The organism is Limimaricola pyoseonensis, assembly GCF_900102015.1.
Classification (GTDB): domain Bacteria; phylum Pseudomonadota; class Alphaproteobacteria; order Rhodobacterales; family Rhodobacteraceae; genus Limimaricola; species Limimaricola pyoseonensis.
Genome location: NZ_FNAT01000001.1, coordinates 555900 through 570658, shown reverse-complemented (window position 1 = coordinate 570658; position 14759 = coordinate 555900). Strand labels below are relative to the sequence as shown.

Sequence of the window (14759 nt, the reverse complement as noted above, 5' to 3'; positions counted from 1 at the left end):
GGGGCCGTGCGTTGAAAACGCGGCCGTTTCGGCTGTGACAGGTAACGCGGGTTCGCGCCGGGCGATAGGGGGGCGCACCTCACATCGGCGTCTATGGCGCCGCTCGGCCACCCATCGCCCATGCCACGGGGCCGTCCGGGGGCGGGGTGCCGGCCGTCACGCCCCGAGCAGTCGCCGGCAGGCCGCGTCGATGGCGGCATGGAGGCAGAGCGCCAGCACGGCCAGCACGATCAGCGCGGCGAACATCAGGTCGATCTTCGCGCGGCCATTGGCGAGCAGCATGAGGTAGCCGAGCCCCCGCGACGCGCCCACCCATTCGCCGATGATCGCGCCGATCGGGGCGTAGACGGCGGCGAGCCGCAGGCCAGAGGCGAAGCCGGGCAGGGCGGCCGGCACCCGGATGCGCCACAGGGTGCGGGCCGGGGTCGCGTTCATCACGCGGGCCAGTTCGAGCCAGCCGGGCGGGGTGCGCATCAGCGCGTCGAAGAAGGCGGAGGTGACGGGGAAGTAGATGATGAGCAGCGCCATCGCGACCTTGGACCCGAGCCCGTAGCCGAGCCAGAGCGTCAGGATCGGCGCCAGCGCGAAGACCGGCACCGCCTGGCTGAAGACGAGCATGGGGCGCAGCAGCGCGCGCGCGAGCGGTGAGGCCGCCAGCAGGATGGCCGAGGCAAAGCCGCAGGCCGCGCCCAGCCCGAGGCCCAGCAGCACCTCGACGATGGTGACGAGCGCGTGCTCGGCGATGAGCGCCCGGCTGCTCCACAGCGTCGAGAGCACGAGCCCGGGCCCCGGCAGGATGAAGCGGGGCAGGTCGCCCAGCGTGACAAGCGCCTGCCAGGCCGCAAGGCCCAGAAGCCCGGCGCCGAGAAGGGAGGCTGCGCGGCTCATAGGGTCTCCATCAGCTGCCGCAGGAGGCGGCCTTGGAAGGCGAGCGTCTCGGGCGCGTCGAAGCGGCGCGGCGGTGCGCAGGTGGGCGGCGTGACGGTCTCGAGCCCCTCGCGGCTCATCAGCAGGACGTGTCGGCCCAGCCGCGCGGCTTCGCCCGCGTCGTGGGTGACGTGCAGCACCGTGCGCCCGGCCAGAAGCTCGGCCGACAGATGCTGCATCCGCGCCCGCGACCGCGCATCGAGCGCCGAGAAGGGTTCGTCGAGCAGCACGACGGGCCGGTCCTCCAGCAGGGTGCGCGCCAGTGCGACGCGCTGTCGCTGGCCGCCGGAGAGCGCCTCGGGCCGCTTGCCGGCGTGCTCGGCAAGGCCCACGCGCGCCAGCACCGCGCGCGCCCGGTCCTCGCGCGGCGTCTCGCCCCTCAGCCGCGCGCCGAGCATGACGTTGGCGGTCACGTCGAGCCAGGGCATCAGCAGGTCGCTTTGCGCCATCAGCGCCACACGCCCCTCAAGCGGCGCGCCGTCGCCCGCCGCGATCTCGCCCTCGAAGGTAACGGCTTCGCCGAGGCCCGCGAGCAGCCGCAGGACCGTGGACTTGCCGACGCCGGAGGGGCCGAGCAGGCAGGTCCAGGCGCCCGCCGGCGCCTCGAGCGTGACGGGGCCGAAGATCGGCACGCCGCCGATCGCCGCGCGGCCCGACAGGCGCAGCGACGGCGCGGCGCTCATTCCGCGAGCCCCATGCCCCAGAAGTCGGCCTCGAGCCGCGTCGCCATGTCGAAGCGGGCGCAGAGACGGGGCCATCTCGGGCTGGTCTCGGGCACGGTGCCGAGCCGCCGGGCGACCGCCGCGTCGATCAGCGCGCCGACCTCGCGGCAACTGCGCTGGTAGTCGGCCCCCGCATAGGTCGCGATCCAGTCGGCATAGGCGGGGTGCTCGGCCTCGGCCGAAAGCCGCGCGCCGATCTCGCCATAGCCCAGGACGCAAGGCGCGAGCGCGGCCAGCAGGTCGAGAAGATCGCCCGAATGGCCGGCGTCGAGCACGTAGCGCGTATAGGCGATGTTCTGCGGCGCTTCGCGCGCGGCGAAGAGATCCGCCTCGGGGATGCCCTCGGCGGCGCAGGTCTCGACATGCAGCTGCATTTCCTGGTCGAGCAGCCCGTGCACGGTGGCGGCGCAGGCACGCATCTCGTCCAGCGTCTCGGCCTTGGTCACGGCCAGCGCCCAGGCGCGGGAGAAATGGACGAGAAACAGGTAGTCCTGCACGAGGTAGCGCAGGAACGCCGCGCGCGGCAGCGTGCCGTCGCGCATCGCCTCGACGAAGGGATGGCGGGTATAGGCCTGCCACGCGTCGCCGGCGGCCGCGCGCCAGAGCGGAAAGGTGGTGCCGTAGCTCATTGCGCCCCCAGGTCGATCGCGAGGTCCGAGACGGCGCGCGTGCCCTCGACCAGCCCGGCCTCGTTCAGGAACACCTCGAAGCGGTGGTAGCGGCCCGCGTCCAGCGCCGCGGGCCGCAGGGCGAAGCGCGGGATGGTGTCGGCCCAAGCGCGCTCGTTCAGCTCGTCGCGCAGCTCGGCCGAGGTGCCGGCGAAGATCTCCCAGCTTTCGTCCGGGTGGTTGACGATGAACTGCGTCGCGCGCTCGGTCGCGGCGAGGAAGCGCCGGACGCGATCCGCGTCCATGGTCTCGGGGTTGGCGACGTAGATCAGCTCGTCATAGGCGGGTAGTCCCTCTTCCTCGAGATAGAAGCACCGCCCCGCGACGCCCTCGATCTCCATCTGGTTGAGCTCGAAGTTGCGGAAGGCGCCGATCACGGCGTCGACTTGGCCCGACATGAGCGCGGGCGACAGCGACCAGTTGACGTTGACGAGCTCGATGTCCTGCATCGCGAGGCCGTTGGCGGCCAGAATCGAGGAGAGCAGCGCCTCCTCGACGCCGGCCACCGAGAAGCCGACCTTGCGGCCCGCGAGATCGGCGATCTCGTCGATGGGCCCGTCCTCCAGCACCAGCAGGCAGTTGAGCGGCGTGGCGACCAGCGTGCCCACCCGCACGAGCGGCATCCCCTCGGCCACCTGCAGGTGCAGCTGCGGCTGGTAGGAGATGGCCAGGTCGGCCCGCCCGGCGGCGGCCATCTTGGGCGGATCGGCCGGGTCGGCGGGGGCGATCACCTCGACCGTGAGCCCGGTCTCGGCGAAGTAGCCCTGCTCCTGCGCGACGATGATCGGGCCGTGGTCGGGGTTGACGAACCAGTCGAGCATGACGGTGAGTTCGTCCTGCGCGGCGGCCGGCGTGGCGGCCAGAAGGGCGAGGGTGGTGAGTGCGGCTTTCATCGGGTCTCTCCGGTGGGGTCGCCCAGGGCGACGAGGCAGATCTCTCCGTTCCAGGCTTGGGCGAGCCGCTCGGCGGCGGCCCAGGCGCGCAGGCCCGAGCGGCAGCACAGCACGGCCCGCTGGCCGGGGGCAGGGACGGGGCCGTCCGGCCCGAAGGCCGTGACGGGCAGGCGGTGCGCCGCGGGGCGGACCAGCGGCGCCTCGTCCTCGGCCCGCAGGTCGACGAGGAAATCGGTCTCGGCGATCCGCGCGGGCGACAGGAAGCCGGGGCGCCGCTCGGGTTCGGCCGCGCCGGTGAAGTCAAAGCCGCCGAAGCGGTAGCTGCGCGCATCGAAGGTCACGAGCCGGCCCAGCGGCGAGGGCGCGATGCCCGCCAGCAGGGCCAGCGCCATCTGCGCCTGCAGCGCGCCGATGACGCCGACCACCGGCCCCAGCACGCCGTCCTCGGCGCAGGAGCCCGCGCGCCCCGGCAGTTCGGGAAACACCGCCCGCAGGCTCGGCCCGCCGCCACAGAAGGCGCCGGCATAGCCGTCCATCCCGATGACCGAGGCGCTGACCAGCGGCCGCCCGGCGGCGTGGCAGTTGTCGGACAGGATGTAGCTCGCCGCGAAGCTGTCGGCGCAGTCGAGCACGAGGTCCGTGCCGTCACACAACGCCGCGGCATTGTCCGGCTCGAGCGCCGCAATCACCGGTGTGACGCGGCATTCGGGGTTGCGCGCGGCCAGCGCGGCGGCCGCCGCCTCGGCCTTGGGGCGGTCGATGTCGGCCTCGCGAAACAGCGTCTGCCGGTGCAGGTTCGACGCCTCGACCCGGTCGGGATCGACCAGCCGGACATGGCCGACACCCGCGCCGCAAAGATATTGCAGCACCGGCGCGGCCAGCCCGCCGGCCCCGACCACCAGCACCTTCGCGCGGCGCAGCCGTTCCTGCCCCTCGGGGCCCAGTTCGGGCACGGCGACCTGCCGGGCATAGCGGTTCATCGCGTCGCCTCGATCCACTTGCGCAGGCGCGCCTCGGGGTCGTCGTTCAGCGTGATGTCGGTGACGGCCGAGACGATGTCCGCGCCCGCCGCGAAGGCGCCGGCCGCGCGCGCGACGCTCATGCCGCCGATGGCGACCAGCGGCAGCTCGCCCACGAGCCGCTTCCATTCGGTGACGCGCTCCAGCCCCTGCTGGTGCCACTTCATCTTCTTGAGGATGGTCGGGTAGACCGGGCCGAGCGCCACGTAGTCGGGCGAGAGCGACAGCGCGCGGTCGAGCTCGGCATGGTCATGCGTGCTGACGCCGAGCTTCAGCCCGGCCCGGCGGATCGCGGGCAGGTCGGCGGTGTCGAGGTCTTCCTGACCCAGATGCACCCAGTCGCAGCCCGCATCGATCGCCGCGCGCCAGTGGTCGTTGACTACGAGCACCGCCGAATGGGCGCGGCAGAGCGCCTGCGCCCGCGACAGCAGCGGCGGCAGCTCGGCCTCCGGCACCTGCTTGAGCCGCAGCTGCACCAGCCTGACGCCCAGCGGCAGCGCCCGTTCGAGCCAGCCCGGCCCGTCGAAGATCGGGTAGAAACGGTCGAGCGTCATGCGAGAAACGCCTTGCCGATCACCGGGGTCGAGGGCGCGGCCATTTCGCGCGGCTCCATCGGGTCGGCCTCGAAGGCCAGACGCCCGGCCTCGACCGCTCGGGCGAAGCCCTCGGCCATGCCGGCCGGGTCGCCGGCCTTCGCGACGGCGGTGTTCAGCAGCACCGCGTCGAACCCCATCTCCAGCGCCATCGCCGCCTGGCTGGGCAGGCCGAGCCCGGCATCGATGACCATCGGCACCTCGGGGAACTGCGCCCTGAGTGTGCGCAGGCCGTAGATGTTGGTCAGGCCCAGCCCGGTGCCGATCGGCGCGCCCCAAGGCATCAGCACCTCGCAGCCGGCGGCAAGCAGGCGCTCGGCCAGAACCACGTCCTCGGTGGTGTAGGGAAAGACCCGAAAGCCGTCCTCGCTCAGGATGCGGGCGGCCTCGACCAGCCCGAAGGGGTCGGGCTGCAGCGTGTCGGCATGGCCGATCACCTCGAGCTTGATCCAGTTCGTGTCGAACAGCTCGCGCGCCATCTGCGCCGTGGTGACCGCCTCGCGCACCGAATGACAGCCGGCGGTGTTGGGCAGCAGCGCCACGCCCAGCTCGCGCACGAGGTCCCAGAAGGCCGCGCCGGCCCGCTCGCCACCGGCCTCGCGCCGGACCGACACCGTCGCGATGCCCGCGCCGGAGCGGCGGAAGGCCTCGGCCAGCACGTGCGGCGAGGGGTATTGCGCGGTGCCGAGCATCAGCCGCGACGCGATCTCAGTGCCGTAGAGCTGCATCTCAGCCTCCCTGCCGCGGCGTGACGATCTCGACCCGGTCGCCGGGGGCGAGCCTCGTGTCCGCGCGCGCCGTGGCCGGCACGAAGTCTTCGTTGACGGCGGTGGCGAGCTTGGCGTCGCCGTAGCCGAGCTCGGCCAGGATCGCGTCGAGCGTCTCAGCGCCCACCTCGGTGGCGGTGCCGTTAATCATGATCTTCATCCATCAGCTCCGGTGTGGTGTGGTCGCAGGCCGCCTCGACCGCCATCCGCGCCAGCGCGGGCGCGAGCAGGAAGCCGTGGCGGAACAGCCCGTTGACGTGGATCGTCTCGCCGCGTCGCCGCAGGCGGGGCAGGTTGTCGGGAAAGGCCGGGCGGGCATCGACGCCGATCTCGACCAGCTCGGCCTCGCCGAAGGCGGGGTGCAGCGCATAGGCGGCCGAGAGCAGTTCGAGCACGGAGCGGACGCTGCGGCGGCGGTCGTCGCTTTCGATCTGCGTCGCGCCCAGCATGAAGTGCCCGTCCGCGCGCGGCACGACATAGAGCGGAAAGCGTGGATGCAGCAGCCGGACGGGGCGGGCGAGGCGGATATCGGGGCTGCGCAGCACCGCCATCTCGCCCTTCACGCCGCGCAGGTCCGGCAGGCTGTCCCGCGCCGCGAGGCCGCGGCAATCGAAGGTCGGCCCGCCCGCCGGGCCGGGCCCCTCGACGAAGGCGACGCCCTCGCGCTCCAGCCGGTCGCGCAGATGCAGCAGCGCGACGCGCGGATCGAGATGCGCCTCGGCCGCGACATGCAGCGCCCGGTCGAAGCGGCCGCCGAGATCGGGTTCGAGCGCGGCGAGGCCCGCGGCGTCGAGCGCGGCATGGCCCTCCACGCGCCGCGCGAAGCGGTCGAGCTCGCGCCGGTCGCGGCCGAGCGTGAGCACAATCGTGCCGTGGCGTTCGACCCGCACGCCCTGCCGCTGCCACCAGTCGACCGCCTCCCGGCCGAGCCGGACGACCGGCTCCTCGGCCGTCTCGCCCTCGCAGAACGGCGCCAGCATGCCGCCGGCCCACCACGAGCAGCCATGCGGCCCGGGTCGGGGCGCGGGGTCGAAGACGGTGACCTCGCAGCCACGGGCGACGAGTTCGGCCGCCACGCAAAGGCCGGCGACGCCGGCGCCCAGCACCTTGGCCCGCATCACGCCCAGACCTCGTGGAAGTGGTGGACCGGGCCATGGCCGGCGCCGAGGCCCAGCCCGTCCGCCCCCCGGATCGCGCCATGCAGCCAGGACTGGGCGCGCCGGACCGCCGCCTCGAGCTTGGCCCCCTTGGCCAGCTCGGCGGCGATGGCCGAGGACAGGCTGCACCCCGTGCCATGCGTGTTGCGCGTGGCAAGGCGCGGCTGTGCCATCGGCGTGACGCCATGGGGCGTCACGAGCCGGTCGATGCAGGAGACCCCCTCGGCGTGGCCGCCCTTCATCACCACCGCCCGGGCGCCGAGCGCAAGAAGCGCCCGGCCCTGCGCCTCGGTCTGCGCGGCATCGCGGGCCGGATCGCGGCCCAGCAGGCGCGCGGCCTCCGGCAGGTTGGGCGTCAGGACGTCGGCGCGCGGAAGCAGGGCCTCGATCAGCGCCGCCTCGGCCTCTTCGGCCAGCAGCCGGTCGCCCGACTTCGCGACCATCACCGGGTCAAGCACGACCGGGCCGGCATATCCTGCCAGCGCCGTGGCGACCGCGGCGACGATCTCGGGCGAGGAGAGCATGCCGATCTTGATCGCCCGCGGCGCGATGTCTTCGAGGATGGCGGCGATCTGCGCCGCGACCATGGCGGGCGCGACCGGCGCGACCGCGCGCACGCCGCGGGTGTTCTGTGCGGTGATGGCGGTGATCGCGCTGGTGCCGTAGACGCCGAGGGCCGAGAAGGTCTTGAGGTCGGCCTGGATGCCGGCGCCGCCGCCGCTGTCGGAGCCGGCAATGGTCAGTGCGGATACATGTGGCGTCATCATCGTCTCCTCCACCAACGACGGACGGAGGACGACGGGGCAGCGGCCTTCGGCCGCGCGCGATCATGCTCCGTTCCCTACGCCGGTATTGTCCGGATCAGGTTCGATGGGTTGGCTCGCGCCTCTCAGCCCCAGACGGGGCACCCCAACGGATTCGCTGAATTGGTAGCAGCAGGCGCGATGGCGCACAACCTGCGCGGATGCGGGCCGTTCGTTTTCGGAGGGCGCGGGCGCTTTGGTGCGGCCACGAACCAATGGGGGCGGGGGGGCGGCCCTTCGGGAGGTTGGAGGATCAGGCCACGGGCCGGGGGCTGTTCTCACGGAGAATCGCTGCCGCCACGCTACGCGGTTTTCAGCCAGCCAGAAACGGTCGCATGGCACGCCTCCAGTGGTTCGCGAGCGCGAGAGTGACGGCGAGCCGATCGGTGCTTCCCCAGCCCGAGCTGATCGGCACCACCCGCTCGCGGGGGCGCATCGGCTGGGTCAGGGCTTCGCGGAACGACGGATCGGCATTGGCCGTCTCCGGGCGTCAGGCCCGAGAGACCACGTGCGACTCGCGTGCGACCAGCGGGCATTCCAGGCGGGTTTGCTCGAAGGGTCCGGCCTCGTCCGACAGCAGGGTCCGCGCGCACCAGTTGCCCATTTCGCGATGCGGCAGCAGCACCGTCGACAGGGCGGGCGACAGGTGCTGGGCGATCTCCTGGTCGTCGTAGCCCATCACCGCGATGGTTTCGCCGATCCTCTCGCCGATCTCCTTCAGCGCCTCGTAGCAGCCGATCGCGGTCAGGTCGTTGGCGCAGAAGATGGCGTCGGGCCGAACCGGGCCGTTCATCAGCTGCAGCGTTGCGTCGCGCCCGCCGCTGGGCAGGAAGTTCCCCTCGGCGATCAGCGACGGATCGACCGGCAGGCCCGCCGCGACGAGCGCGCGCTCGTAGCCCTCCCGTCGCTGGGCCGAGGCCTCCATCCACGGCTCGCCCGTGATGAAGGCGATCTTCCGGTGCCCGGCCGCGATCAGGGCATGGGTCGCGACCTCGCCGCCCCGGCGTTCGGCCGGAACGATCGACGGATACCGCCCCGTGTCGTCATGGCAGTTGAGCAGCACGGCCCTGTGCCGGGCCAGCGCATCGGGCGGCGTCACCCGGCGCGTGAGGATCGAGCCATAGATCACGCCGTGAACCCGGTCGGCGGCCCATTTCTTGAGGACCGCGGCCTCGTAGTCGCGATCTCCTCCGGTCATCACCACCTCGGCGATCACGCCGCTCTTCCAGGCTTCTTCCTGCACCCCCTCGATCGAGATCGAGGCGAAGGGGCTGGTGGCGACCTCGTCGAACATCAGGCCGATGACCCGATGCGCGGTGGCCGTCATCGGCCGCCCGGCGGCGCGCGGCCGGTAGCCCAGCGCGTCGACCGCATCGAGGACCCGCTTCCGGGTCTCCGCGCTGATCCGCATGTCCTCGGTGCCGTTCAGGACGAAGGACACCGTCGACTGCGAGACGCCGGCACGCCGCGCGACATCCTTCATCGTGACGCGGGACGGCTTGGATTGCTCATGGTCTGACATGGTGCCGATCCGTGTACGGGCGGGAGCTGGAAAGCAACTTCTAGACGCAGCTAATAAATATTGCTAATAATATTATCACAAGCGGAATCACCGGGATTCGCGGCTTGACGGAGGGGGAGGACATGGCGTCGAAGCGATCACCGTTGAGCCGGCTGAGCCAGGCGCAGTCCGCGGCCCTGCTGCTGCTGCCCTTCCTCGCGACCTATGCTCTGTTTTTGGTCTACCCGTTCTTCCGGGGCGTCTGGATCAGCCTGCATGACTGGAACCTGCTGGAGGTCGCCTTCAACCCGGACGCCAAGGAGTTCGTCGGCGCGCGCAACTATGTCCGCGTCATGTGGGGGCGCGGCATTGAGTGGAGCGCGTGGGCGCGGCCCGGGCTGCAGCTTTTTGCCCTGGCCGGGCTCGTCCTCGCGGCGATCCTGCACGCGACGCGGCGGATCGGGCGGGGCCCGGCCATCGGCCTCGCCGCGGCGGCCTTGCTGCTCTTCGTGGTGGCGGGCATCCATGCGGGCGAGGAGGGGCGCTGGTACGACCGCCGCTTCTGGCCGACCGTCGGCAACACGATCCTGTTCGTGGCGCTCACCGTCCCCGGTGTGACGATCTCGGCGCTGGTGCTCGCCGCCGCGATGAACCGCGAGACCCGCGCGATGTCGGTTCTCAGGACGCTGTTCTTCCTCAGCCAGGTGCTCTCGGTCACGGTGGTCACTCTGATCTGGCAGATCATGTTCTCGCCGCGGCAGGGTCTCGTCGCCAACATCACCGAGCTGACCGGCGGCTCGCCGGTGAACTGGCTGACGGACGAGCGCTTCGCGATGGCGGCGATCGTCATCCCGACCATCTGGTGGTCTCTCGGGATCGCGATGATCCTGTTCCTCGCGGGGCTGCAGGACATCAGCCGCGACCTCTACGAGGCCGGCGCGCTCGACCACGCGACCGGCGCCAAGGCGTTCTGGTACATCACGCTGCCCAACCTCAAGCGCACGATCACGGTCGTCATCGTTCTGCAGATCATCCTGCACTTCCAGGTCTTCGGCCAGTCGCACCTGATGACGCAGGGCGGACCGAACGACGAGACCCAGGTTCTGGTGCGATACATCTACCAGACCGCGTTCCGCGACAGCGAGCTGGGCCGGGCCTCGGCGATGGCGGTCTTCCTGTTCCTCATCATCGGCGCCTTCTCGGTCGTCCAGTTTCTCGTCGGAAGGGAGAAGGACTGATGCTGTCGCGCAGCTACTTCTGGCTCGTCACCGCCCTGTCGATCCCGGCCTTCCTGTGGCTGGTGCCGACGATCTGGATGGTGTCGCTGTCGTTCCAGCCCAACGACGTGCTGGCACGGACGACCTCCTCGACCGCGCTGGGGCTGGTGCCGATCCCGTTCACCGCCGACAACTACGCCGCGCTCTTCGCCTTCGGCCAGACGCCGATGTGGTTCCTGAACTCGGTCGTCGTAGCCTTGGGCATGACGCTGGGGGTTCTCGCGGTCTCGACCACGGCGGGCTTCGCGCTGGCCCGGCTGAACTTCCCGTTCAAGGCGCCGATCGTGGTGCTCTGCCTGATCGGCCTGATGGTGCCCGAGCAGGCGGTGTTCATCCCGCTCTACACGATGTTCGCCGATCTGGGCTGGCACAACAGCTACCACGCGCTGATCCTGCCGCGCATGGCGGTGCCGATCGGCGTCTTCCTGATGATGCAGTTCTTCAAGGCGATCCCGAAGGACATCGAGGAGGCGGCAAGGCTCGAAGGCGTGAGCTGGCTGCAGATCTTCTGGCACGTCATGCTGCCGCTGGCGCGGCCGGCGATGATGACGCTGGCGATCCTGACCTTCCTCTACGCCTGGAACGACTATCTCTGGCCGCTCGTCTCGGCGCAGCAGCGCGACTACTTCACCATCACCCTGGGGCTCGCGAGCATCCAGTCGAACTTCGCGCAATCGGAAGGGCTGGGCCGCGTCATGGCCTCGGGAGTCATCGCCTCGCTTCCGGTCGTGATCCTGTTCCTGATCTTCCAGCGTTACGTGGTCCAGGCCATGACCGCGGGGGGAAGCAAGGGATGAGCCGGGGCCCCGCCCCAAACGCACCCATGGGAGGAGAACCATGAAACACCTGCTTACCGGAGCCCTCGTGGCCAGTGCGCTCACGACCGGCGCCCAGGCCCAGGAGATCACGCTCGGCCGCTTCTTCGGCGCCTGCGAGGATGCCGGAACCGACACCGAGACCAGCGTCGGCGAGGCCTGCATCATCCAGTCGATCATCAACGCCGCCGATGCCGAGATCGAGGGCGTCTCGGTCGAGACGCTGCCGACCGACTGGGGCAACTACTACGACCAGATCAAGGCGGCCTATGCCGGCGGCACCCCGCCCGACATCCACGTGATGCACCGGCACAGGGTGCCGGAATTCGCCGGAATCGGCGCGCTGGCCGATCTCACGGACGATCTCGAGGCCGCCGGCATCGACCCCGCCGACTGGACGGAGAGCGCGCGCGCGGCGGTGACCCATGACGGCGCGATCTACGGCGTGCCGATGGACCTGCATGCCAACCTCTGGCACGTCAACATGGCGCTGATGGAGCAGGCGGGGCTGGTGCAGGACGGCAAGCCGGTGCTGCCCAGCTCGCCCGAGGAGCTGCTCGAGCACGCGAAGATGCTCAAGGAGGCCACCGGCCAGGACTACCTCGCCGCCGACTTCGCCCAGTTCCCGATCGGCGTGCGGCTGGTGCTGGCGCTGCTGTGGCAGCAGGGCTCGAACATCTTCACCGAGGACGGCACCGCCACGATCGAGACCGCCGAGGCCCAGGCCGCCGTCGAGGCGATCACCCAGCTCTTTGCCGAGGATCTCGCCAACCCGCAGCTGAACTACGCCGACAGCCAGCAGGCCTTCCTGAACGGCGAGGCCGCGGTTCTGGTCAACGGCACCTGGGTCGTCGACTTCTACACCGCCGAGGCCGCCAAGGAGGAGACCGGGCTCGACGACTACTACGTCGCGGACTTCCCCAGCCTGTTCGGCGAGGGCGCGACCTGGGCCGACAGCCATATCTGGGTGATCCCCTCGCCGTTGGAGGCGAATGACGCCGAAAAGTACCAGGCCGCGCTGAAGGTCCTGGCCTTCATCAACGACCACAACATCGACTGGGCGCGCACCGGCCACATGGCGGTCCGCAACTCGGTGCTGGAGAGCGAGACCTACCAGTCGCTGCCGCATCGCGCCGAGTATGCCGGCACGGTCGAGATCGCCCGCGACACGCCGCCGAGCGAGAGCTACGGCGCGATCCAGGACATCCTGAACCGCGAGCTTCAGGCGATCTGGCTGACCGACAAGCCGGTCGAGGACGCGCTGGCCGATGCCGAGATCGAAGTGCAGGACCAGCTCGACCGCTGACCTGTCCCGCCGTCCCCCGCCGCGCGCGGCGGGACGGCTCCTCCCCGAAGACCGGAGAACGAGAGCCATGGCCCGATGGACCCCTGAAGACGCGCGCGCCTGGTGGGCGGACAAGCCCTGGATCTGCGGCTTCAACTTCCTGCCGTCCTCGGCGGTGAACTTCCTCGAGATGTGGCAGGCCGAGAGTTTCGACCGGGCGACCATCTCGCGCGAGCTGGGCTGGGCGGCCGGGATCGGGTTCAACGCGATCCGCGTCAACCTGCATTCGCTGGTCTGGGAACAGGACCGGGACGGGCTGGTCGATCGGCTCGACTGGCTGATGGCGGAGGCCGCGGGGCAGGGCATCCTGACCGTGCCCTGCCTGTTCGACGATTGCGGCTTCGGCGGGGCCGAGCCGGTCTACGGGCCGCAGCCCGATCCGCTGCCCGGCGTCCACAACAACCGCGCCGTCGCCAGCCCGGGCCGGGCCGCGGTGATGGATCGCGGCAGCTGGCCGGCGCTCGAGGCCTATCTGCGGGACATCGTGTCGTGCTTTCGCGACGACGACCGGGTGCTGTTCTGGGATCTCTACAACGAGCCCGGAAACCGGATGATCTTCGAGCCGGGCGGCTTCTCGCAATACGACGCCGGCCTCACGCCGCATAGCCTCGCGCTGATGGAAGCCGCCTTCGCATGGGCCCGCGACGAGCGGCCGAAGGCGCCGCTCACCGTCGGGGCCTGGGCGACGCCCGCGCCCGGCAGCGGCGACCTGCCTTACCGGACCGAGATCGACCGCCGCGCGCTGGAATTGTCGGACATCGTCACCTTCCATGCCTATTCGGATGCCGCGCAGGTGGCGGGCTTCATCGACCATCTGGCGCGCCACGACCGGCCGATGCTCTGCACCGAATGGATGGCCCGCGCCGTCGACAGCCGCATCTCCGATCAGCTCGCGCTCTACCGGGATCGCGGCGTCGGGTGCTTCCAGTGGGGCTTCGTGAAGGGCCGCACCCAGACGCATCTGCCATGGCCCGAAGCGCTCGTCCGTCAGCATGGCGGGCAGGCCGACACCGGCATCTGGTTCCACGACCTGCTGCACGAGGACGGCCGACCCTACGACCCGGATGAGATCGCCACGATCCGCGCGCTCACCGGCCCGACAGCGTCCCGACCCGACAACGAGGCCCACTGACATGTCACGCGTCACCCTTGCCGATACGATCAAGAAATACGGCGCCACGCAGGTCATCCACGGGATCGACCTCGAGATCGAGGATGGCGAGTTCGTGGTCTTCGTCGGCCCCTCGGGCTGCGGCAAGTCCACGCTCCTGCGGATGATCGCCGGGCTCGAGGAGACCAGCGATGGCCGGATCAGCATTGGCGGGCGCGAGGTGACCCGGCTCGATCCGGCCGACCGCGGCGTGGCGATGGTGTTCCAGACCTATGCGCTCTACCCGCACATGACCGTGCGCGAGAACATGGGCTTCGGCCTGAAGATGACCGGGCACAGGAAGCAAGAGATCGATGCGAAGGTCAGCGAGGCGGCCCGCATCCTGAAGCTCGAGCCGCTGCTGGACCGCAAGCCCAAGGCGCTGTCGGGCGGCCAGCGTCAGCGCGTCGCCATCGGCCGCGCCATCGTGCGCGGGCCGGAGGTGTTCCTGTTCGACGAGCCGCTCTCGAACCTCGATGCGGAGCTTCGGGTCGACATGCGGGTCGAGATCGCGCGCTTGCACAAGGAGATCGGCGCGACGATGATCTACGTCACGCACGATCAGGTCGAGGCGATGACGCTGGCGGACAAGATCGTCGTGCTGCGCGACGGGCGGATCGAGCAGGTCGGCGCGCCGATGGATCTCTACCGCGATCCCGACAACCGCTTCGTCGCGGGCTTCATCGGCTCTCCGGCGATGAACTTCTTCAAGGCGCATGTAGCCGGGGACATGGTCGACATCGAGGCCTTCGGCCGGAAGGTCCGGCAACCGGTCCGGCAATTGCCCGATCGCGGGCCGGTCGTCGTCGGTATCCGCCCCGAGCATCTTCGCGTCGACCCCGAGGGTGACACGCACCAGATCGACCTGGTCGAGAGCCTGGGCGGCGTGTCCTACCTGTACCTGGTCTCGAAGTCGGGAGAGCGCACGATCGTCGAGGATCGCGGCGACCACCACAGACGGGCGGACGATCGCGTGGGCCTCGCATTCGACCCCGAGGCCGCCTTCGTCTTCGACGCCGAGACCGGCCAGCGCCTGAGGTGACTTGGCCGCCTGCCTTCGCTGAAGCGAGGTGGGAAAAACCGTGAGGGTTCGCGGCGCGAATGGCCTCGACCATGCGCGCC

General features: G+C 70.6%; 16 protein-coding genes and 1 riboswitch. Of the genes, 5 read left to right on the top strand and 11 right to left on the bottom strand.

Features of this window, described 5'->3' with window-relative positions; all coding sequences use genetic code 11:
- Window positions 1–156 precede the first annotated feature (156 nt).
- The 11 genes from BLT43_RS02690 to BLT43_RS02640 all read right to left on the bottom strand — a co-directional run bounded on the left by BLT43_RS02690 (window position 157) and on the right by BLT43_RS02640 (window position 9071).
- Window positions 157–888 (bottom strand): ABC transporter permease, encoded by a 732-nt coding sequence (locus BLT43_RS02690; protein ID WP_090109837.1) that lies wholly within the window; start codon window positions 886–888, stop codon window positions 157–159.
- On the bottom strand, window positions 885–1610 hold the full coding sequence (locus tag BLT43_RS02685) for an ABC transporter ATP-binding protein (protein ID WP_090109836.1): 726 nt from the start codon (window positions 1608–1610) through the stop codon (window positions 885–887). The genes BLT43_RS02690 and BLT43_RS02685 overlap by 4 nt, the downstream gene beginning before the upstream one ends.
- The gene (gene tenA, locus BLT43_RS02680) at window positions 1607–2278 is read right to left on the bottom strand and encodes a thiaminase II (RefSeq protein WP_090109835.1); all 672 of its coding nucleotides are present in this window, start codon (window positions 2276–2278) and stop codon (window positions 1607–1609) included. The genes BLT43_RS02685 and tenA overlap by 4 nt, the downstream gene beginning before the upstream one ends.
- Window positions 2275–3210, bottom strand: coding sequence for an ABC transporter substrate-binding protein (locus tag BLT43_RS02675; RefSeq protein ID WP_090109834.1), 936 nt, complete (start codon window positions 3208–3210; stop codon window positions 2275–2277). Before BLT43_RS02675 ends, tenA begins: the two co-directional genes overlap by 4 nt.
- Complete coding sequence (locus tag BLT43_RS02670) at window positions 3207–4190, bottom strand: HesA/MoeB/ThiF family protein (RefSeq protein ID WP_090109833.1); 984 nt, start codon at window positions 4188–4190, stop codon at window positions 3207–3209. Before BLT43_RS02670 ends, BLT43_RS02675 begins: the two co-directional genes overlap by 4 nt.
- Window positions 4187–4783, bottom strand: coding sequence for a thiamine phosphate synthase (locus BLT43_RS02665; RefSeq protein ID WP_090109829.1), 597 nt, complete (start codon window positions 4781–4783; stop codon window positions 4187–4189). The genes BLT43_RS02670 and BLT43_RS02665 overlap by 4 nt, the downstream gene beginning before the upstream one ends.
- Entirely contained in the window at window positions 4780–5550 is a 771-nt protein-coding gene (locus BLT43_RS02660; protein WP_090109827.1) for a thiazole synthase, read from the bottom strand. Before BLT43_RS02660 ends, BLT43_RS02665 begins: the two co-directional genes overlap by 4 nt.
- Before the next feature lies 1 nt (window position 5551).
- On the bottom strand, window positions 5552–5749 hold the full coding sequence (thiS, locus tag BLT43_RS02655) for a sulfur carrier protein ThiS (RefSeq protein WP_090109824.1): 198 nt from the start codon (window positions 5747–5749) through the stop codon (window positions 5552–5554).
- A complete protein-coding gene (locus tag BLT43_RS02650; RefSeq protein WP_090109822.1) occupies window positions 5733–6707 on the bottom strand; it encodes an FAD-dependent oxidoreductase in 975 nt (324 codons plus the stop codon). Before BLT43_RS02650 ends, thiS begins: the two co-directional genes overlap by 17 nt.
- Entirely contained in the window at window positions 6707–7513 is an 807-nt protein-coding gene (gene thiD, locus BLT43_RS02645; protein WP_423222107.1) for a bifunctional hydroxymethylpyrimidine kinase/phosphomethylpyrimidine kinase, read from the bottom strand. The genes BLT43_RS02650 and thiD overlap by 1 nt, the downstream gene beginning before the upstream one ends.
- 54 nt (window positions 7514–7567) lie before the next feature.
- Window positions 7568–7668, bottom strand: a riboswitch (TPP riboswitch).
- A 371-nt stretch (window positions 7669–8039) separates the two neighbouring features.
- Window positions 8040–9071: a LacI family DNA-binding transcriptional regulator gene (locus BLT43_RS02640; RefSeq protein ID WP_090109818.1), complete on the bottom strand. Its 1032-nt coding sequence runs from the start codon at window positions 9069–9071 to the stop codon at window positions 8040–8042.
- 143 nt (window positions 9072–9214) lie between these two features.
- On the opposite strand from BLT43_RS02640, the gene BLT43_RS02635 reads away from it, so the two are divergent.
- From BLT43_RS02635 to BLT43_RS02615, 5 genes are all read left to right on the top strand, one after another.
- Entirely contained in the window at window positions 9215–10288 is a 1074-nt protein-coding gene (locus BLT43_RS02635) for a carbohydrate ABC transporter permease (RefSeq protein WP_207497395.1), read from the top strand.
- Window positions 10288–11124 carry a carbohydrate ABC transporter permease gene (locus BLT43_RS02630; RefSeq protein WP_090109814.1) on the top strand — a complete coding sequence of 279 codons (837 nt, stop codon included), beginning with the start codon at window positions 10288–10290 and terminating at the stop codon, window positions 11122–11124. Before BLT43_RS02635 ends, BLT43_RS02630 begins: the two co-directional genes overlap by 1 nt.
- A gap of 40 nt (window positions 11125–11164) precedes the next feature.
- Complete coding sequence (locus tag BLT43_RS02625; RefSeq protein WP_090109812.1) at window positions 11165–12448, top strand: extracellular solute-binding protein; 1284 nt, start codon at window positions 11165–11167, stop codon at window positions 12446–12448.
- Between the two features lie 67 nt (window positions 12449–12515).
- Window positions 12516–13619: a glycoside hydrolase 5 family protein gene (locus BLT43_RS02620; protein ID WP_090109810.1), complete on the top strand. Its 1104-nt coding sequence runs from the start codon at window positions 12516–12518 to the stop codon at window positions 13617–13619.
- 1 nt (window position 13620) lies between these two features.
- On the top strand, window positions 13621–14679 hold the full coding sequence (locus BLT43_RS02615) for an ABC transporter ATP-binding protein (protein WP_090109807.1): 1059 nt from the start codon (window positions 13621–13623) through the stop codon (window positions 14677–14679).
- Window positions 14680–14759: the final 80 nt, after the last annotated feature.

Coding starts and splice junctions, on each gene's coding strand:
- BLT43_RS02690 (WP_090109837.1), bottom strand. CDS start 888: ATGAGCCGCGCAGCCTCCCTTCTCGGCGCCGGGCTTCTGGGCCTTGCG.
- BLT43_RS02685 (WP_090109836.1), bottom strand. CDS start 1,610: ATGAGCGCCGCGCCGTCGCTGCGCCTGTCGGGCCGCGCGGCGATCGGC.
- tenA (WP_090109835.1), bottom strand. CDS start 2,278: ATGAGCTACGGCACCACCTTTCCGCTCTGGCGCGCGGCCGCCGGCGAC.
- BLT43_RS02675 (WP_090109834.1), bottom strand. CDS start 3,210: ATGAAAGCCGCACTCACCACCCTCGCCCTTCTGGCCGCCACGCCGGCC.
- BLT43_RS02670 (WP_090109833.1), bottom strand. CDS start 4,190: ATGAACCGCTATGCCCGGCAGGTCGCCGTGCCCGAACTGGGCCCCGAG.
- BLT43_RS02665 (WP_090109829.1), bottom strand. CDS start 4,783: ATGACGCTCGACCGTTTCTACCCGATCTTCGACGGGCCGGGCTGGCTC.
- BLT43_RS02660 (WP_090109827.1), bottom strand. CDS start 5,550: ATGCAGCTCTACGGCACTGAGATCGCGTCGCGGCTGATGCTCGGCACC.
- thiS (WP_090109824.1), bottom strand. CDS start 5,749: ATGAAGATCATGATTAACGGCACCGCCACCGAGGTGGGCGCTGAGACG.
- BLT43_RS02650 (WP_090109822.1), bottom strand. CDS start 6,707: ATGCGGGCCAAGGTGCTGGGCGCCGGCGTCGCCGGCCTTTGCGTGGCG.
- thiD (WP_423222107.1), bottom strand. CDS start 7,513: ATGATGACGCCACATGTATCCGCACTGACCATTGCCGGCTCCGACAGC.
- BLT43_RS02640 (WP_090109818.1), bottom strand. CDS start 9,071: ATGTCAGACCATGAGCAATCCAAGCCGTCCCGCGTCACGATGAAGGAT.
- BLT43_RS02630 (WP_090109814.1), top strand. CDS start 10,288: ATGCTGTCGCGCAGCTACTTCTGGCTCGTCACCGCCCTGTCGATCCCG.
- BLT43_RS02625 (WP_090109812.1), top strand. CDS start 11,165: ATGAAACACCTGCTTACCGGAGCCCTCGTGGCCAGTGCGCTCACGACC.
- BLT43_RS02620 (WP_090109810.1), top strand. CDS start 12,516: ATGGCCCGATGGACCCCTGAAGACGCGCGCGCCTGGTGGGCGGACAAG.
- BLT43_RS02615 (WP_090109807.1), top strand. CDS start 13,621: ATGTCACGCGTCACCCTTGCCGATACGATCAAGAAATACGGCGCCACG.